Origin of the sequence: Cupriavidus respiraculi, from assembly GCF_914271545.1 — a bacterium.
Classification (GTDB): domain Bacteria; phylum Pseudomonadota; class Gammaproteobacteria; order Burkholderiales; family Burkholderiaceae; genus Cupriavidus; species Cupriavidus respiraculi.
The window spans coordinates 229,008-247,191 of sequence record NZ_CAJZAH010000002.1 but is presented as its reverse complement, the minus strand read 5'-3'; the positions used below and the strand labels follow the sequence as shown (position 1 = coordinate 247,191).

Annotated in this window: 18 protein-coding genes; 9 read left to right on the top strand and 9 right to left on the bottom strand. The window is 67.6% G+C overall.

What is annotated here, in order from left to right; translation table 11 throughout:
- Window positions 1–92 precede the first annotated feature (92 nt).
- From LDO27_RS08720 to LDO27_RS08710, 3 genes are read left to right on the top strand one after another with little or no spacing between them, the layout of a single operon-like run.
- Window positions 93–2,210 carry an efflux transporter outer membrane subunit gene (locus tag LDO27_RS08720; RefSeq protein WP_224041186.1) on the top strand — a complete coding sequence of 706 codons (2,118 nt, stop codon included), beginning with the start codon at window positions 93–95 and terminating at the stop codon, window positions 2,208–2,210.
- Window positions 2,211–2,220: 10 nt separating this feature from the next.
- On the top strand, window positions 2,221–3,396 hold the full coding sequence (locus LDO27_RS08715; RefSeq protein ID WP_224041184.1) for an HlyD family secretion protein: 1,176 nt from the start codon (window positions 2,221–2,223) through the stop codon (window positions 3,394–3,396).
- A gap of 11 nt (window positions 3,397–3,407) precedes the next feature.
- Window positions 3,408–4,943 (top strand): MFS transporter, encoded by a 1,536-nt coding sequence (locus LDO27_RS08710; protein WP_224041182.1) that lies wholly within the window; start codon window positions 3,408–3,410, stop codon window positions 4,941–4,943.
- Between the two features lie 12 nt (window positions 4,944–4,955).
- Here the strand turns inward: LDO27_RS08710 and soxR are convergent, their stop codons facing one another.
- Window positions 4,956–5,480, bottom strand: a complete 525-nt coding sequence (soxR, locus tag LDO27_RS08705) for a redox-sensitive transcriptional activator SoxR (protein ID WP_224041180.1) — start codon at window positions 5,478–5,480, stop codon at window positions 4,956–4,958.
- A gap of 118 nt (window positions 5,481–5,598) precedes the next feature.
- Here soxR and LDO27_RS08700 point away from each other — a divergent pair, with 118 nt between their 5' ends.
- A complete protein-coding gene (locus tag LDO27_RS08700) occupies window positions 5,599–6,069 on the top strand; it encodes a RidA family protein (protein ID WP_224041178.1) in 471 nt (156 codons plus the stop codon).
- A 37-nt stretch (window positions 6,070–6,106) separates the two neighbouring features.
- Here the strand turns inward: LDO27_RS08700 and LDO27_RS08695 are convergent, their stop codons facing one another.
- Window positions 6,107–6,445: a hypothetical protein gene (locus LDO27_RS08695; protein ID WP_224041176.1), complete on the bottom strand. Its 339-nt coding sequence runs from the start codon at window positions 6,443–6,445 to the stop codon at window positions 6,107–6,109.
- A 199-nt stretch (window positions 6,446–6,644) separates the two neighbouring features.
- Between LDO27_RS08695 and serA the strand changes: the two genes are divergently transcribed.
- The gene (gene serA / locus LDO27_RS08690; RefSeq protein WP_222201128.1) at window positions 6,645–7,850 is read left to right on the top strand and encodes a phosphoglycerate dehydrogenase; all 1,206 of its coding nucleotides are present in this window, start codon (window positions 6,645–6,647) and stop codon (window positions 7,848–7,850) included.
- A gap of 28 nt (window positions 7,851–7,878) precedes the next feature.
- Here serA and LDO27_RS08685 read toward each other — a convergent pair whose 3' ends face one another.
- The 4 genes from LDO27_RS08685 to LDO27_RS08670 form a co-directional block, all read right to left on the bottom strand.
- Window positions 7,879–9,564, bottom strand: coding sequence for a RecQ family ATP-dependent DNA helicase (locus tag LDO27_RS08685; RefSeq protein WP_224041174.1), 1,686 nt, complete (start codon window positions 9,562–9,564; stop codon window positions 7,879–7,881).
- 69 nt (window positions 9,565–9,633) lie between these two features.
- Window positions 9,634–9,840 carry a hypothetical protein gene (locus tag LDO27_RS08680; protein ID WP_222201127.1) on the bottom strand — a complete coding sequence of 69 codons (207 nt, stop codon included), beginning with the start codon at window positions 9,838–9,840 and terminating at the stop codon, window positions 9,634–9,636.
- 248 nt (window positions 9,841–10,088) lie between these two features.
- Window positions 10,089–10,490, bottom strand: coding sequence for a RidA family protein (locus LDO27_RS08675; protein ID WP_224041172.1), 402 nt, complete (start codon window positions 10,488–10,490; stop codon window positions 10,089–10,091).
- On the bottom strand, window positions 10,480–11,634 hold the full coding sequence (locus LDO27_RS08670) for a DSD1 family PLP-dependent enzyme (RefSeq protein ID WP_224041170.1): 1,155 nt from the start codon (window positions 11,632–11,634) through the stop codon (window positions 10,480–10,482). The genes LDO27_RS08675 and LDO27_RS08670 overlap by 11 nt, the downstream gene beginning before the upstream one ends.
- A 103-nt stretch (window positions 11,635–11,737) precedes the next feature.
- Here LDO27_RS08670 and LDO27_RS08665 point away from each other — a divergent pair, with 103 nt between their 5' ends.
- Window positions 11,738–12,655, top strand: a complete 918-nt coding sequence (locus tag LDO27_RS08665) for a LysR family transcriptional regulator (protein WP_224041168.1) — start codon at window positions 11,738–11,740, stop codon at window positions 12,653–12,655.
- A gap of 3 nt (window positions 12,656–12,658) precedes the next feature.
- On the opposite strand, the gene LDO27_RS08660 is transcribed toward LDO27_RS08665, so the two are convergent.
- Both LDO27_RS08660 and LDO27_RS08655 read right to left on the bottom strand, forming a co-directional pair.
- Complete coding sequence (locus LDO27_RS08660; protein WP_224041166.1) at window positions 12,659–13,588, bottom strand: amino acid ABC transporter substrate-binding protein; 930 nt, start codon at window positions 13,586–13,588, stop codon at window positions 12,659–12,661.
- A gap of 241 nt (window positions 13,589–13,829) precedes the next feature.
- Window positions 13,830–14,732: a DMT family transporter gene (locus LDO27_RS08655; protein WP_224041164.1), complete on the bottom strand. Its 903-nt coding sequence runs from the start codon at window positions 14,730–14,732 to the stop codon at window positions 13,830–13,832.
- A 436-nt stretch (window positions 14,733–15,168) separates the two neighbouring features.
- Here LDO27_RS08655 and LDO27_RS08650 point away from each other — a divergent pair, with 436 nt between their 5' ends.
- Window positions 15,169–15,372, top strand: a complete 204-nt coding sequence (locus LDO27_RS08650) for a SlyX family protein (RefSeq protein ID WP_224041162.1) — start codon at window positions 15,169–15,171, stop codon at window positions 15,370–15,372.
- Between the two features lie 100 nt (window positions 15,373–15,472).
- The gene (locus LDO27_RS08645) at window positions 15,473–16,042 is read left to right on the top strand and encodes a DUF1439 domain-containing protein (protein WP_224041160.1); all 570 of its coding nucleotides are present in this window, start codon (window positions 15,473–15,475) and stop codon (window positions 16,040–16,042) included.
- A 132-nt stretch (window positions 16,043–16,174) separates the two neighbouring features.
- Here the strand turns inward: LDO27_RS08645 and LDO27_RS08640 are convergent, their stop codons facing one another.
- Complete coding sequence (locus tag LDO27_RS08640) at window positions 16,175–16,924, bottom strand: hypothetical protein (RefSeq protein ID WP_224041159.1); 750 nt, start codon at window positions 16,922–16,924, stop codon at window positions 16,175–16,177.
- Between the two features lie 559 nt (window positions 16,925–17,483).
- Between LDO27_RS08640 and LDO27_RS08635 the strand changes: the two genes are divergently transcribed.
- Window positions 17,484–18,041 carry a DUF4130 domain-containing protein gene (locus tag LDO27_RS08635; RefSeq protein ID WP_224041157.1) on the top strand — a complete coding sequence of 186 codons (558 nt, stop codon included), beginning with the start codon at window positions 17,484–17,486 and terminating at the stop codon, window positions 18,039–18,041.
- Window positions 18,042–18,184 lie beyond the last annotated feature (143 nt).

The following is an 18,184-nucleotide window of genomic DNA, read 5'->3' as shown; positions in this document are numbered from 1 at the left end:
CCTCCCCGGAGGGGCCCGTCTTGCCGCCGTCCGGCGCACGGCGTTCCTGCGTCCATGGATTCGTACATGACATTCAAGCTCGGTGGCACGCCATGGAAACCCTGACTCTCGATAGCCTCGCGGACTCGCCACAGTGGGCGCGCCTGGAACGCATGATCCAGATCGGCGCCCACATCGTCACCGGCCGGGACGGCTATATGCATCACGGCATCTATGCCGGTCACGGCCAGGTCATCCACTACGGCGGCTTCGACGCTTCGGCCCGGCGGCGCCCCGTCGAAGTCGTGCCATTGCGCCGTTTCGCGGCCGGCAGGGGCGTCAGCGTGCGGAACGAGCCCGATGCGCGGTATGCGGGCGCGCAAGTGGTGGAACGGGCGAAATCGCGGCTGGGCGAGGACCGGTACCAGTTGCTGACCAACAACTGCGAGCACTTCTGTACCTGGTGCGTCCGCGGCGTGGCGCGCAGCGAGCAGGTTTGCCGGTGCCTGCGCAATCCGTGGGAGGGCATCCGGACGCTGTATGCGCTGGCGCGGGCGCAGGGGGGCGCGATGCGGGAGCGCGCCCGCGTGGAACCCCCACATCATCAAGGCGCGTGCGCCGCGCGCAACGGGCAACGGTCAGTCGCCCCGGTGAATGGCATGCTCGCCTGTCTCGTCGCTCTCTGCCACCTTGGTGTTTCCGCGCTGCTCGGCCATGGCGCACAGTGGATGCCGGCGTGCCGCGCGGGCATTCTCGCCGTCACCTGCATGCTGGCCGGCTGCGCCAGCATGAAGGGACTCGAGACGCAGGCGGTCATGGACGATGCCAACCAGCTCGGCGCCAGCGCCTCGCTCGCAGCCACGCCGGTATCGCCCGCGGCCTGGCCCCGGCAGGCATGGTGGGAGGATTTCGGCGACCCGCAACTGAGCGGGCTGGTGCGCACCGCTCTGGCCGGGCAGCCCACGCTGCGCGCTGCCGCGGCGCGGGTGCGCCAGGCGGACGCGCTGGCGGGCGGCGCGGAAGCGTCGCTGTACCCGCAGGCCAACCTGCTGGCGCGCACCACGCGCCAGCGCTACAGCGAGAACGGCCCCGTATCGCGGCCGCTGGCGGGCAGCTGGAAATGGTCCAGCGACGTGATGCTCGGCCTGGGCTACGAGCTGGACTTCTGGGGCAGAAACCAGGCGACGTTCGACGCCGCGCTGGACCGCGCGCGCGCCGTCGAGGTGGACTACCACGCCGCGGAACTCATGCTGACGACCTCCGTGGTGCGCACCTACCTGAAACTGGACGCCGCGCACGCGCAGCTCGAACTGGCAGAGCAGACCTACCGCCAGCGCCAGAACACGCTGGATCTCACGCGCCGCCGCGTGGAGGCGCAGCTCGATTCGCGGCTCGACATGAAGCAGGCCGAGGCGGCCTTGCCGGCCACGCGCGAGCGCATCGGCGCCATCCGCGAACTGATCGCGCTGACGCGGAACCAGCTCGCCGCGCTCGCCGGCAAGGGGCCGGATGCCGGCGTCGGGATCGGGCGTCCGCGCCTGCGCAGCGGCTATGCGGTCGCGGTGCCCGCTGCGCTGCCCGCCGAACTGATCGGCCGCCGACCCGATGTGGTCGCGCAGCGCTGGCGCGTGGAGGCGAGCCGCCATGACATCAAGGCGGCCAAGGCCCAGTTCTATCCGAACATCAGCATCACGGCCTTCGCCGGCCTGCAAAGCCTGAGCCTGTCCGACCTGCTCGGCGCGGGCAGCCGCACGTTGGGCATCGGCCCGGCGATCACGCTGCCGATCTTCGACGGCGGGCGCCTGCGCGCCAACCTCGGCGCCCGGCAGGCCGAATACGACGGTGCGGTGGAGCAGTACAACGCCACGCTGGTCACCGCGCTGCACGACGTGGTCAACCAGCTCGTGTCGCTGCACTGGCTCGGCGAGCGCGCCGGCGAACAGCGCCAGGCGCTGCAACTGACGCAGCAGGCCTACGACATGGCCGTGGCGCGCTATCGCGAAGGCATCGGCAACTATCTGCGCGTGCTGTCCGCGGAAGGGCAGGTGCTGCAGCAGAGGCAGCTGCTGATCGAGATCGAAACCCAGGAGCGTGTGTTGCATCTCGAACTCGTGCGTGCCCTGGGTGGCGGCTTCGGGGAAGCCGGCACTACCGCTGCCAACGCCACTACCGCTGCCAACGCCACCACCGTCACCAGCGCCACGCCGGACACGGCGCCAGCGCGCCGATAAGGAGACCGTCATGACCCCCACCAGCCAACCGGAATCGCCGGACGATGCATCGATGGAGCAGGCCGTGCGCCGCGCATGGCGCTGGCGCGTGCTGGGGGCGAGCGCGGCCGCAGTCGCCTTTGCCACGGCCGCGGGCTACTGGCTGCACCACGCGCGCCACTGGGTGTCCACCGAAGACGCCTACGTGGAGGGCAACGTGGTGCAGGTGACGCCCCAGGTCGGTGGCGTCGTCACCGCCATCCTCGCCGACAACACCGACCTCGTCGAAACCGGCGAGTTGCTGGTCGAGCTGAACGGCGTCGATGCCAGGCTGGCCCTGGTTGCCGCGCAGGCGCAGCTGGCGCGCACGGTGCGGCAGGTGCGCGGCCAGTTCGCCGTCGCGGGACAGGACCGCGCCAACGTGGAGCTGCGCGCGGCGGAACTGGCCAAGGTCCAGCAGGACATGGCCCGCCGCTCGGCGCTGGCGGCCAGCGGTGCGATTTCCGGCGAGGAGATGGTGCACGCCACGCACGCGGTGCGCAGCGCGAAGGCGGCGCTGGCCATGGCCAATGAACAGCTCAGGCGCAACCAGGCGATGGTCGAGCGCACCTCGGTGGAATCGCATCCCGATGTGCAGGCGGCCGCGGCGGCGGTGCGCAACGCCAGCGTCGCGTTGTCGCGCACGCGCATCCCCGCGCCGGTGGGCGGCGTGGTCACCAAGCGTTCGGTCCAGGTCGGCCAGCGCGTCAATGCCGGCGTGCCCATGATGTCGGTGGTGCCGCTGCACCACCTGTGGGTCACGGCCAACCTGAAGGAATCGCAGCTGCGCGATATCCGCCTGGGGCAGCCGGTGACGCTCACCAGCGACCTGTACGGCAGCCGCGTGCTGTACCACGGCCGCGTCATCGGACAGGACGCCGGCACGGGCAGCGCCTTCGCGCTGCTGCCGGCGCAGAACGCCACTGGGAACTGGATCAAGGTGGTGCAGCGCGTGCCGGTGCGCATCGCCCTGGATCCGGCGCAGGTCGCCGCCCATCCGCTGCAGATCGGACTGTCGATGAAGGTCACCGTCGACACGCGCGAGCGCAACGGCAAGCGGCTGGTGGCGGTGGATGCCGCTGGCCAGCACTACCGCACCACGGTATTCGCCGACGAGCTTGCGCGCGTCGACGACATGGTTCGTCGCATCGTCGAAGCCAACCTGTGAGCGCCGGGGCCATGGACGCAAGAACCAGCGCCTCCGCATCGCCGCGCGTGCTGCTGCTGGCCATCGGCGCGCTGACGACGCTCGACTTCCTGCAGAACGGCATGGTCGCCTTCGCCGCGTTGCCGATCATGGGCGAGATCGGCGCCAGCCCCGAGGAATACAGCACCGTGGCGGCGGCCTACGCCAGCGTGGCGGTCGTGATGATCGCGCTGCAACGCTGGATGGTCGAGCGCATCGGCTGGCGCAACTATGTCCGCCTCGCACTGACCGCGGCCGCGGGCGGCGCGGTCGTGTGCGCGCATGCCGAGAACCATGCGGCGTTTCTCGTCGGCCGCATGGTCATGGCGCTGGGCTGCGCGGGGATGGTGACCTCGTCGCGTCTGGCGGTGAACCTGATTCCGCCCGGCCCCGCGCGCTTTCGCGGCATCGTCGCGCTCGCCACCGGCGTGTGCGGCGGCATGGCGCTCGCGCCATGGCTCGCCTCGATCATCGTCACGGCCGACCGCTGGCCGCTGATCTTCTGGGTAGTGGCCGCGCTCGCGCTGGCGATGCTGCCGGCCTGCGAGGCGTTGCCCGCCGTCCGGGTCGAGCCTGCCCGGCGCTCCGCGGCCCATCCACTGCGGCTTGCCGCACTGGCGACGGGCAGCTTCCTGCTGCTGTACGTGCTGCAGCGCTCGTGCTACGACTTCTACTCGAACCGGCTGTGGCTCGTGGCGGGTGCCGTGGTCGGCGCGGCGGGCCTCCTGGCATTCGTCTGGCTGGAGGCGGGAAGCGCGCGGCCGCTGCTGCGGCTGCGCAGCATGGTCGAGCGGCGCTATCTGAGCGGGCTGGCGCTGTTCACCTTCTGCTATATCACGCTGGGCGCCAACGGCTACCTGCTCCCCGTCATGCTGCAACGCTCGCTTGGCCATTCGTGGGCCGCCACCGGCCATCTCTATGCGCTCGGGCTTGCGGCCGGCGTGGTCACGTGGCTGACGATGTCGCGGCTGCTGCCGCGCTGGCCCAGCCCGCGCAAATACTTCGTCGGCGGCTTCCTCGCGCTGGCGGCGTCCGCCTGGCTGATCAGCCGGCTGCCGCCCGCGCCCGACCCGTGGTTTCATGTGCTGCCGCCGCTGGCGCTATACGGCGTCTTCATCATGACGCTGATTCCCGTCACGGCGATGCAGACCTTCCAAGGCATGGCGCACGACGAATCGGTGTTCTCGAACGCGCAGCAGACCAAGAACATGCTGGGCCAACTGGGCATGGCGCTCGGCGTGACCATCGCCACGGTCGGGCAGCAGTGGCTGACCACCGCGCACTACGGGCTGTTGCACGGCGCGGTGCGCGCCGGCAGCCCGAACTTCCAGGAGGCTCACGCGCGCTACACCGCCGTGTTCTCCGCGTCGGTCGATCCGGCCCGCGCCGCGGAACTGGCCACCGCGCAGATCGCGCAGGTGCTGGCGCAGCAGGCGGCGTTGCTGGCGAACCTGGAGCACTTCCGGGCGCTGGCCGCGGTCGCCGTGGTGGCGATCGGGGTCAGCCTGTACCAGCGGACGATGCGGTAAGCCCGGGTCTGGTCATCCTGCGGTCGGGCGGCGTGCGGCTCGCGGCCGCCGGGGCTCTGCGGCCGCGCTGAAATGCGGCCCCGGCCCATCGCCCGCGAGCGCATCCTGCGGATTGCGCAGCGGACAGGCCTTCAACGACAGGCATCCGCACCCGATGCAGCCATCGAGCTGGTCGCGCAGCCGTGTCAGCGTCTCGATACGCTCGTCCAGGTCGGCTCTCCATGCCGCCGACAATCGGCGCCAGTCGGCGACCGTGGGCGCGCGGCCCTCGGGCAACTGCGACAGGGCGTCGGCAATCAAGGCCAGCGGCAGTCCCATGCGCTGTGCGACGCGGATGACCGCGAGCCGGCGCAGCACCGCGCGCGGATAGCGCCGCTGGTTGCCCTCGCTGCGCGCGCTGTGGATCAGACCCTTGGTTTCGTAGAAATGCAGGGCGGACACGGCGAGGCCGCTGCGCTGCGCGACTTCGCCGACCGTCAGCATCGGTTGGGCGCGAGCGGTGGAGGGTTTGGATGCGGTGGGCTTGGCGGAGGGCATGGGTCGACAGGGGCGGGGTGGCTGGCCGCCATCGTACCAGCGTCGGCGGCAGGGTGATGCTTGACCTTAACCACGCTTGAGGTTTGATACTGCGGCTCCCTTATCGCGGAGAGTGCCAATGCAGCCATCGCAGCAATCCCTTCCCTCGCAGCCAACTCGATCGCATCATGCGTCCGCCAGTGCCAACGTCCTGCGCTTCATCAATCCGCCTGCGCTCTATGACCCGGTGCCGAACGGCTATTCGCACGTGGCCGTAGTCACCACGCCGGGCCGTATCGTGTACGCGGCGGGGCAGGGCGGAGAGAACATGCACGGCTATCTGCCCGCCGATTTCGCGGAGCAGGTCCGGCAGGCCATGTGGAACATGCGGATCGCCCTGCGCGCCGGGGGCGCCGACGTGCCGGACGTGGCCAAGCTGACCGTGCTGGTCGTCGACCATTCGATGGAGAAGCTGGAGATATTCGGCGCGGCGCTGCGCGAGATGTGGGGCGACTGGGAGCCGCCCGCCTGCACGCTGATCCCGGTGCCGCGGCTGGCGCTCGACGGCATGCTGTTCGAGATCGAGGCGACCGCGGTGCTGCCGCTCTGAACCGCGCGGATCGAGCGCGGCGGTCTCGGCGGCAGGATCAGGAAGCGGTGTTGCCCCTGGCAGCGGCGGACCGGCAACTGGCCCACAGCAGGATGCCGCTGATGGCCCAGCCGCAGAAGAACAGCGCATCGCCCAGGTTGTTCAGCACCGCCGGCATGTTCGGGCCGCCGCGGAAGAGATGGACCAGCATGTCTTCGGGCAGGCGCGCGGCGATCCACAGGAAGATGGCCGGGCCGCTGCAATAGACGCCAGCCTGCCACCAGTGGCTCGCGGCCCAGCGGTGCCGCTCCTTGGGGGCTTGGCCCGGTACGGCGGATTCCGCGTCCGCGCGCGTGGCGGACCGGCCTGCATTCACAAAACCATCGTTGGCGATCATCGCGCGCCCTCCCTGTTATGGGCGCAGTATTGCAAGCGCAGACTTGGCTCACCATCGGGCGTCGTCTGACACGGCCCACGGCTCCCGACCCGGAGGCGGGGCCGACACCCACTTCGCCAGCAAGGTTGCTGGTGCGCCGGCGGCCGGAAGGTGCCAAAGTGTAGGGCTCGGCACGCATGCATCACATTGGGGTAGTCGTATGAACAGGGCAATTCTTCTCGAAAACATCAGCAACACGGCGGTCAGCCGCCTGGACGAGGCGGGCGTGGCCGTGGAGCGCCGCAGCGGGGCGCTGACCGGCGACGCCCTGCGCGAGGCGCTGGCCAGCCACGATCTGATCGGCATTCGCTCGGCCACGCACCTGCACGCCGAGGACATTCAGGCGGCCAAGGTGCTCGGCATCGGCTGCTTCTGCATCGGTACCTCGCAGGTCGACCTGCCCGCGGCCACCGCCGCCGGCATTCCGGTATTCAACGCGCCGTTCTCCAATACCCGCTCGGTGGCCGAACTGGTGGTCAGCGAGGCGGTGCTGCTGATGCGCCGGATTCCCGAGAAGAACGCGCTGGCGCACGCCGGCCAGTGGGCCAAGGGCGCGGCGGGCTCGTTCGAGGCGCGCGGCAAGACCATCGCGATCATTGGCTACGGCAATATCGGCAAGCAGGTGGGCGTGCTGGCGGAAGCCATGGGCATGCGTGTGGTGTATTACGACGTGCAGGCCAAGTTGTCGCTGGGCACGGCCCAGGTGGCCGGGTCGCTGGTCGAGGCCGTGGCGGATGCCGATGTGGTGACGCTGCACGTTCCCGCCACGCCCCGCACGCGCAACATGATCGACGCCAAGGCGCTGGCCGCCTTCAAGCGCGGCGCGATGCTGATCAATGCCTCGCGCGGCACGGTGGTCGATATCGCCGCGCTGGCGGCGGCGCTGCGCGAGGGGCGGCTCGGCGGCGCGGCCATCGACGTGTTCCCCGAGGAGCCCAAGCGCAATACCGATCCCTTCGTCAGCGAGCTGCAGAACCTGCCCAACGTCCTGCTCACGCCGCATGTTGGCGGCAGCACCGAGGAGGCGCAGGAAAGCATCGGCGCGGAGGTGGCGGCCAAGCTGATCAGCTTCCTGACCACCGGCAATACGCTGGGCGCGGTCAACTTTCCCGAGGTCGATCCCGGTCCGCTGCATTGCCCGGCGCGCCTGCTGAACGTGCACAACAACACGCCGGGCGTGCTGGCGACGCTGAACACGATTCTCGCCAAGGGCGGCGTCAATATCGCCGGCCAGCATCTGCAGACGCACGGCGAGACCGGCTATGTGGTGACCGATGTGGACAAGGTGCCGTCGGACGACATCATGCGCCAGCTGGCAAGCGAACCCGGCCTGATCCGTTCGCGGCTGCTGACGCGGCAGTCGTAAGGCCGCCGGCGGTGCCGGCGGCCGGTCTTCAGGCCGCCGCCGCCGTGTCCGTGACCGGCGCTTCCCGGCGCAGATAGCGGGGCAGGAAGCGCCGCACGCCGCCATCGGGAAAGCGCACGTCCACCCGCTCGCGCGTCACCGCCACCACGGTGCCCACGCCATGGCGGCGAGCGCGCACCGTGTCGCCCTCGGTAAAGGCGGGCGCCTGCCGCTGGCTTTGGCCAGTGGTGTCGGGCTCCGGCGGCGGTGCCGGCATCGCCGCCGCCTCGGCGGCGCGCACGCAGCTGTCGCAGGTGCCACAGCGTTCCGGGCCGCCGGGTTCGCCGTAGTACTCCAGCAGCATCGACCAGCGGCAGCGCCCGCTGCGCGCGTAGCGCAGCATCGCCTCCAGCGTGGCGCGGTCCTTCTGGCCGCGCTCCTCGTACTGGCCGGCAATCGTGGCGACCGCCTCGGAAGGGCTATGGCCGTCGCGCAGGGCGTAGTGGCCGGTCTTGGCGCGCTCCGCAATCCCGGCGTCGCACAGCATCTTGAGGGCGACCTGCAGCTTGCGCGCGCCCACCCTTGGCAGGTGTTCCCGCAAGGCGTCCATCGACAGGGTCTCGCCCGTCCTCGACTTGCGCAAGGCGCCGACGATCTGCTCCAGCGTGGCCGCCGACGGATAGCGGTTCGCCAGGAAGAACTGCTGGACGTTCTTGTCCTTCTCGTCGTGCAGCAGCGTGCAATGCGCCGGCTCTCCGTCGCGTCCCGCGCGGCCCGTTTCCTGGTAGTAGGCGTCCAGGCTGCCGGGAAGCTGGGCATGGACGATAAAGCGGACATCGCCCTTGTCGATGCCCATGCCGAACGCATTGGTGGCCACCATCACGCGGCACTCACCCGACATGAACGCCGACTGGCTCTCGCGCCGCTGCGCCGCGGTGCGCTTGCCGTGATAGAGCGCCACGTTCTCGCCGGCCTCGCGCAGCGCCGCGTGCAGGCGCTCGGCCTCGCGCACCGTGGCGGTGTAGACGATGCCGGGACCGCTCTCGGCCGCCACCAGCGTGCGCACGTTGTCGAGCCGTTCGGCGTCCCCGGACACATGCCTGACGGCGTAGATCAGGTTCGGCCGGTACAGCGCGGCCTTGATCACGCAGAGCGATTCGAGCTGGAGCTGCGCGGCGATATCGTGGATCAGCGTGTCGGTGGCCGTGGCGGTCAGCGCCAGCACGGGAGGGCGGCCCAGCGCGCGGATGACCTCGGGAATGCCGAGATAGGCCGGCCGGAAGTCATGGCCCCATTGCGAGATGCAGTGCGCCTCGTCCACGACCAGCAGCGCGACGCGGTTGCGCTGGATCGAGGCGAGCACTTCCGGATCCTGCAACTGCTCCGGCGTCGTCAGCATGATGCGCTCGTCGCGGCGCGCGAGGCTGTCCAGCGCCTCGTCGGCCGCGGCGTCGCCCACCGCGCTGTTGACCACCGCGGCCTCCATGTCCAGTTCGTCCAGCTTCTCCGCCTGATCCTGCATCAGCGCGATCAGCGGAGAGATGACCACGGTCAGTCCCTCCAGAAACAGGGATGGCACCTGGTAGCACAGGGATTTGCCGCTGCCGGTCGGCATCACGGCCAGCGTGTCGTGGCCGCGCAGGACGCTTTCGATCACGTCCGCCTGTCCCGGCCGCAGTTCGGCGATATCGAAGCGCTCGCGGAGCGTTTTCGTGATGGCGTTAGGTAGCGTCAAAGGTTCGCCGGCTCCGTGGAAGTTTGGCAAGGCTTGGGGGAGCCTTGCCTAATGAGCGCGCGGGTGGCGCTAAGCGCTGGCGGAGTCCTCGTCGCCTTCGCCGCCGTTCTTCTCGTTGGCCAGCACGACGGGCCCGGACAGCTTGCCCTCCTGCTGCTCGTTCGTGCTTTCCTTCTTCTCCACCTTGACGGTGTCCTGCGGCGCGGCCTTGGGATCCTGCTCGCGTTCTGCGGCGGCCTGCACCGGGTCTTGCTGGTTCTGGTTCGGTTGCGTCATGGCGTGCTCCTTGTTGCCCGATGGTCGCGCGGCGTAGAAGATGCCGGCGGCCATGGTTTGAGCCAATTCTGCAAGATCCTTGCCATGCGCGAGGTCCGCTGCACGGCGGCCCTTGGAGCGCGATTCGCCTCGCGGCGGCCCCATTTTTCCCCTGCCGGTGGCTGGCGGGACGGCGCCTGCCAGACGCGTCCGTCCGTAAGTCCTACCAACCAAAGGAAAAATTGTCCGCCATGCGGCCGGCGCGCCAGCTACAGCACCGCCACCGCTTCCACCTCCACCTTGAACCCGAAATGCAGTGGCCCAGTCGGCACGATGGCCCGCGCAGGGCGCGCATCGCCCGCCCAGGCGGCATAGATGCCGTTGAAGGACGGCCAGTTGGCGATGTCGTCCAGATACACGCGCACCTGCACCAGCCTGTCGACATCGCTGCCCGCCGCGACCAGCGCGTGCCGCACATTGGCGAGCACCTGTTCGGTCTGCTGCTCGAAGGTAGCGTCGATCATCTTGGCGCCTTCGTGCGTGATCGGCAGCTGGCCGGACACGTAGACGAAGCCATTGGCCACCACCGCGTGGCTGTAGTGTCCGCCCGGCGTGGCGAGGGTGTCGGGAGAGACGGCGCGCGGCGCGCCTTGGGTCGTGTCACCAGCCATGGAAGCGGCTCCAGGTTGCCAGCGTGCCGTCCGCATTCAGCGCGTGATATTCGGGAAACTGCGCGCCGGTGGCACAGGCGTGGTTGGGAAGGATCCGCAGGCGCGTGCCCACGGGGAAACGTTCGGCGATGGCTTCGTCGTGACTGCCCTCGCGCGACAGGATGCCATGTTCCTGGTTGGCGCCGCTGAGCACATAGCCCGGCAGCACGCGGCCGTCGAGGTCGCAAACCTGGCCATAGCCGAAGTCCTGTTTCTGCTTCTGCGTGCCGCGGTCGCGGCTCATCGCCATCCAGCCCGCATCGACGATGGCCCAGCCTTTCTCGGCCTGGTGGCCGATCACGGTGGTCAGCACGCTGAGCGCCAGTTCGTCCTCGGTGCAGACGCCGACATTGCGCATCACCAGGTCGAAGAACACATAGACGCCGGCCCGCACCTCGGTCACGCCATCGAGCCGCGCCGCGGAAAGCGCCGTGGGCGTCGAGCCCACGCTGACCACGGGGCAGGGCAGTCCCGCCGCGCGCAATGCCTCGGCCGCCTCGACGCAGGCCGCGCGCTCCTGCTCGGCCATGGCGGCAAGGGCCTCGGGCGTATCGAGGTCGTAGCTGGACCCCGCGTGCGTCATCACGCCGCCCAGCCGGGCGCCGCCGTCGTGCAGCACGCGCCCGACCTCGATCAGCGCGGGCTCGTCCGGGCGGATGCCGGAACGGTGTCCGTCCGAATCGATCTCGATCCACACTTCGAATCGTTCGCCATGCTCCGCGCCGAAGGCGACGATGGCTTGGGCGGACGCGACGCTGTCGGTAATGATCTTCAGGTCGCAGCCCTGGCGCCGCAGCGCCAGCGCCTGCGGCAGCTTGCCGGGCACCATGCCCACCGCGTACAGGATGTCGTCGATGCCTTCCGCATGGAAGCGGGCCGCCTCCTTCAGCGTGGACACCGTCACGCCCCGCGCCCCGGCCGCGATCTGCGCGCGGACCACGGCGGGCGACTTGCTGGTCTTGGCGTGCGGGCGGAAGGCGACGCCGAGCGCGTTCATGCGCGCCTGCATGCGGTCGATATTGCGCTGCATGCGCGCGGTATCGACGATGGCGGCGGGGGTGTCCAGGGTGTCCAGCGTATCGGCGGTGGTGGCAGGGTCGGGCATGGTGGGGAAACTGTGGGAACGAATGGCGATGGCCGAAGTATAGGGAAGCCAGCCACATCCATGGTTAAATGCGGCCGTATAAATCATTAAGTTTTGGTTAACGATGCGCATCCAGATCGACGACCTCCGCCTGCTCGACCGGCTCGCCCAGGCGCCGTCGCTCAGCGCGGCCGCGCGCTCGCTCAACGTCACGCCGCCGGCCCTGTCCGCGCGCCTGCAAAAGCTGGAGGCGGCGCTCGGCGTGGCGCTGGCCACGCGCAGTGCGCGCAGGCTGAGCCTGACCGCCGAGGGCGAGCGCTTCGCGCAGGAGGCCGCCGCCATCCTGGCGCGCATCGAGGCGCTGCCCGAAGCATTCCAGCCGGGCGAGGCCGGACTGACCGGCGTGGTCCGCGTGGCTGCGCCGTTCGGCTACGGGCGCCGCCATATCGCGCCGCGGCTCGCGCGCTTCGCCAAGCGCCATCCGGGTTTGCAGATCGAATTGAACTTGCTCGAGACCCCGTGGCCAGACCGCCACGATTCCGACCTGGTGGTGCACGTGGGCAAGGTGCGCGATTCATCCTGGGTCGCCCATACGCTCGCGCCCAACGAGCGCTGGCTATGCGCGAGCAAGGCATATCTGAAGGCGCGCGGCACGCCCCGCGAGCCGCGCGACCTGCTCGATCACGCCTGCATCTGCATCCGCGAGAACGATGACGACGCCACGCTCTGGCACTTCCGACGTGCGCCGGTGGAAGGCGACCAGCGCGCCGCCGCGCGCGATGCGGTGCGCGTGGCGCCGGCCTTCACCACCAACGACGGCAGCGTGGCGAGGATGTGGGCCGAGCAGGGGCTCGGCCTCGTGCTGCGATCCGAGTGGGACGTCAAGGAAGCGGTCCGCGCCGGCGCGCTGGTGCGCGTGCTGCCCGGCTGGCAGTTCGACAGCGCGCCCGTCAGCGTGCTGGTGCCGACCAGAAAGGGCCGGAGTCCGCGGGTCCAGGCGCTGCTGGCGTTTCTGCAGGACAGCGACGGGGCTGCGGACTGATGGTCAGTCCGCGACCTTGTCGCTCGGGAACTTGAACGAATCCCGCAGCAGATAGCTCATCGGGATATCGAGATTGACACCGCGCGGCGGGATCGGCGACTGGAACCACTTGCGGTACAGCTTCTGCGTGTCCTGGTCGTAGATCGCATTGATCAGCGTCTGGTCCACCAGCTTCTTGAACTCGGCATCGTGCTTAGGCAGCATGATCGCGTACGGCTCGATCGTCAGCAGGTCGCCGGTGATCGCATAGTCAGCCGGCTTGCCGGCGTTGGCGCGCAGGCCGTAGAGCAGCACGTCGTCCATCACGAAGGCATCGGCCTTGCCTTGCTCGACCATGCGGAAGGCCTCGGCATGGTCCTTCGCCTCGACGATCTTCAGCTGCATGGCGTTGCCCTCGTTCAGCGTGCGCAACACTGTCAGCGGGGTGGTGCCGGTGGTCGAGACCGCCGTCTTGCCCTTCAGGTCCGACCATTTGTGGATGTTCGACGCGGTCTTCACCAGCATGCGGCTGCCCGCGATGTAGTGCGGAATGGTGAAGGCCACCTGTTCGCGCCGCTCGCGGTTGTTGGTGGTCGAACCGCATTCGAGGTCGGCCTTGCCATCGACGATGGCCGGAATCCGGTTCGCCGGGGTCACCGGCACCCATTCGACTTTCAGGTTGGGCTGCTTCAGCGCGGCCCGCACCGCATCGGCAACGCGCAGGCAGAGATCCACGGCATAGCCGACCGGCTTGCCGTCGGCCACGAAGGAGAAGGGCACCGAACTCTCGCGATGGGCAATGCGGATGGCACCGGCTTCCTTGATCCGTTGCAGCACCGGCGACGCGGCGTGCGCCGGCGCTGGCGCGGCCGCGATAAGGCCGATGCAGGCGAGGAGAGCGACGACAGCATGCAGGCCAGCCGGCAGGCGGCGGCGCGAACCCGAATCGAACATGGACCATCCCCGTGCAAGAAGTGGAAAGGCGAGGAGCGCCCGCGCGGGGCGCATCCCGTGTTTTTTCGCTGTTGTATTTCGCTGTTGTACGGTGCTGCCGGGTTGACCGACCCGCGGGCATTGTTCCATGGCAGCACCGCGCGCGACAACCCGCCCGGGCGTGGGGCAGGGCCGGCGCGCAACACCGCGTGCCGGCCCGTCCCGGTGGGTTCGGTCAAGGCCGCTACGCCTGTTCGGCGGATTATTCAGCGGCGCGTTCGGCGGCCTGTCCGGCCTGCCCGGCGGGCGCCGTGCCGGTGCGAAACACCAGCGCCACGCCGGCCAGGATCGCCGCCATGCCCGCCAGCGTCAGCTCACCCAGGCGATTGTCCAGCACCAGATAGTCCAGCACCGCCGTGCCCGCGGGCACCAGGTAGAACAGGCTCGTGACATTGACCAGATTGCCGGTTTGCAGCATCCGGTACAGCAGCAGCGTCGCGCCGACCGAGATCACCAGCGCCATCCAGACCAGCGGCACGAGCAGACCGCCGGTCCATTCCACATGCACGGGCTGGAAGGGCAGCAGCAGCAGGCACATCGCCAGCGCGATGCCGTATTGCAGCGGCAGCAGATCCATCGGCGCCTGTTGCAGGCCCTTTTGCAGGATGGCGCCGACGGTCACGCTGGCCAGCGCCGCGAACGCGAACAGCATGCCCAACACCGGCATGCCCGCCAGCCCGATGCCGTGGTAGACCACCAGCACCAGCCCCGTCATCGCCAGCGCCAGGCCGCCGAGCCGGGCCAGCGAAAACCGCCGCTCCACCAGCAGCAGCGTCAGGATGGGCTGGGCGCCCAGCACCGTGGCCAGCACCCCGGGCGTCACCCCATGGTCCAGCGCCAGCAGATAGGTAATCGCATAGACGCCGCTAAGCAGCACACCCACGGCCGCGACGCGCCAGCGCGTGCCCGGCGCCGGCAGCCAACGCCGCCGATAGCGGGCAATGAGCAGCAGCACCGCCATGGCGAGCGCAAAACGCAAGGTCAGAAAGGCAAAGGCAGAGGCATATTCCAGCCCCCATTTGGCGAAGATCGCGCCACTGCTCCACAGCAGCACGAAGAGCGAGGTCGAGCCGTGCGCGATCCACACGGAACGGTTGAATAGCATGAGAAGCACCTGTCAAGGAGAAACGGGCTCCAGCAGGCACGCCGGCACAGGGCACGGGCGGCCGAAAGCTGCGATCGAAGATCGCCGGACTAGCTGGAGACGCGAAGGAAGCGGACCGTCAGCCGAAGACGGCCGGCGGCGGGGCTACAGCAGCGACCACGACGGTCGGCGGAGCAGCCGGGGGAGAGACAGGTGGGCTAAGCAGAGAGACCGGCACGCGCGGCACCGTGCCGACCCGGGAGGTCGGACGGAACGAACTGGCGGCGCGCGCGGAATGGGTCATGATCGATGGCGGTTGAGTCGGCTGCGAGGCAGCGGACGAGTTCGCAGGCTACACCGAGATTTCAGACACCGCAAGAGCGGCGAACCGCTGTGCCGCGTCCCGTACAATGCCCGGCCAACACAGATGACTACGCAGATGCACCCGGAGAACCCGATGGAATCCCGCCTGACCGAACTGGAAATCAAGCTAGCGTTCCAGGAAGACCTGCTCGAAACACTCAACACCACGGTCGCGCGGCAGCAGCAACAGATTGATTTGCTGCAGGAGCAAATGCAGGTGCTGTATCAGCAGATGCGTGCCGGCAGCGCGGGTGGGGCGGAGGGCGATCCGCTGCAGGAGCTGCCACCGCATTACTGAGCCGCGCGCGCGGACCCCGAGGGAACGCCCCTCCGTCGCCACCGGTCCCATCAGGAGCAACGCGGCGCCATTGGCCGCGAGAACCAGGGAAAGGACAAGCATGCCCATTAGCTGGCACACACCCCGCCAAATCGTCGCCGCCACTGCGCTGGCGGTCACCGCCGCCAGCGCCATTGCCGGCTACAACATCTGGACCGGCGAATACACCTTCACCACCAAGGAACTGCAGACGGTTGTCGAGCAGCGGTTTCCGACCAAGCTGCGTTATGCGCAAGTGCTCGACGTCCAGCTATCGAATCCGCATCTGGTGATGGACGAGGCGAACAATCGGATTACTACGCAGGTGGATGCGGTGGTCACCAACACGCTGCTGCCGGCGCCGCCGATCAGCGGGACGTTGGCGGTCAATAGTGGGATTCGGTATGACCCTGTCAAGCGTGCTGTGTTGCTGGACAACCCAAGCGTTGAGCGGATGGATGTCAGCGGCGTGCCTTCGCAATATGGGCAGCAGATGAGTGCGATTGGGACGTTAGTGGCACAGCAGGTGTTGAAAGATTACCCGCTGCATACCTTCAAGCCGGAAGAGCTGCGCGTGGGTGGGAAGGAAATGGTGCCGGGGCAGATTACCGTTGTGGCGGACGGAATCAAGGTGAAGGTGGATACGAAGTGAGGTCGAGACACTGGTGAGGTGACTTATCGCTCAGGGGAGGGGCGCGCCCGTCGGAGACCGTTATCTCACTATTGTTGCATGTCAGACTGCGCAGATGCTCTCTATCTTGAGGCAAGGAGATCGAGGCATGCGCTACTGACACCAAGCCTCAATCCATGAGGTAATGAGCGCAATCGGGACTACCACGGCTACTTTTTCAGTTGAATGCCATTCAACAAACATACCGACCAAGCTACCGGCTCCGGAATCGATTTCGGCGGCATGTCTGATTACCGGGCCGCCGCTAAGTCCCTCAAATTTGCCAAGTTGAAACGTCGGTTTAAATTCATCATCAAAAAGGCGATCGGGATCGATTTCGAAACACATCATCGGAATTGGTAAGCCCGCCAATTTGGATCTTTTGGGTAATTGCCGTGGGGCGCCTAGCGAAACGCGGAAGAGATTCGGCCCAAAGCCTTTTGAGCGACTAATTTTGTTTTTGGATTTTGGGAAGCCATAGACTTGGTAGATATCCCCATTGTTCCCAACACCAGTGCGGGGAACACGGTAGTCTGCCTTGACACAGTTGCAACGTCCGAATAACGAAGCTAAATCGTTCAGGGAACACTCAACTACGGCAAGATCAAGCTCGCGAACGACACTGACCTGTGCGTCTCTTAAGGAAATCAGGCTCTTTTCTTTGCTATTTAGAACATAGATCGGAAAGCCGGACAATTTCGCGACTACATGCCCCGCGGTGATTAAATAGACCTTCCCATTGTGATATAGCGGGAAGGCGCTCCCAATGGCATGCCATTTTTTGTCCCTGTCTTGATCTATACTGACGAGCAGGAGCGTATCCGGCTCGCTACCAAACGGCAGAACTCCATAGTGCAGTTGCATGGGAAGAATAAGTATAGGTTGCATATGTGTCAATAAACTCGACACATATGCATAACGCAATGCCAGAAGAGCCTTGGCGAAACGCTGCTCAGCACTGTCGAGTCCATAACTGGTAGTGTAACAAGGGCGATCGAATCTCCGGTTAAAGCCTTGGCGTGGGTGGATGCCGATGGGATGGCCGACCCCACCACGGCGCCATTGGCGCTGGACTGTTCCATCGCTGCGCCCGATTCATCGGATGGACCGGTGCCTGCTTCCCGCTCGAATGGAGCGGAAGATGGCCCCCAGATTCGCATCTCCAAAGATCTCGCCACACTTCTGCAGGACGCCGCGCAATACCGCTCGCCGCAACGCTGGGCCTCGTTGTACCGCGTCCTCTGGCGCTGGGCCCACGACGATCGTGCCGTGGCTTCCGCCGCCGATGAAGACGGCGCACGGCTCCACGCCATGGCGAAATCCGTGCGGCGCGCCAGGCACGACATGATCCTACGCGCGGTTTCAACGGCGAAGCCCGCCCGGCCTGCTCGAGTACATCGCCTAGTACGAGCCCGATCGCGACGTGCTGCTCTATGCGGCCGAACATTTCGCGCGACGCATGGGGACATCGACGTGGTCCATCGGAACCCCCAATGGCGCGGCCCTGTGGGACGGTCAAACGCTGCGCTTCTCGAACGCCCCCGAGGACGCCGCGGTGCTGAGAGCGAACGACGCCACTGACGGCGTGGAGCCGCTATGGCTCGCGTACGACCGGAACATCTTCAACCCCGCACGGCTGAACGAATCAGCGCTTCGGCAGCATATGCCAGGGCGCTTCTGGAAAGGACTGCCCGAAGGGACGTTGATACCCGGCATGATCGCCAACGCAAGACACGGCGCCCGCCGGGCAACACAAGCCGGCGCGATCGGCGACATGCCGGGCCGGCAGGTGCCAGTGCCCGCCGAACGCGCACTGCCGCAACGGGCGCCGCCTTCCTCACTGGACCAGTGCCGCCGCTGCGAGCTATGGCGCCACGCTACGCGTCCCGTTCCAGGCAGCGGCCCGGAAAGCGCGCGGATCTTGATGGTGGGCGAACAGCCTGGTGATCAGGAGGATTGGGCCCGGGGACGTTTTCGTTAGTCCGGCTGGACAGGTTCTTGACGAAGCGTTTCGGCGGGCCGATGTACAGCGGGACAGCGTCGTTTTTATCACAAATGCGGTTAAGCATTTTAACTGGGTGGCTCGGAAAGCGGCGATTGCTTAAGACGCCGGGGGCAGCTTGA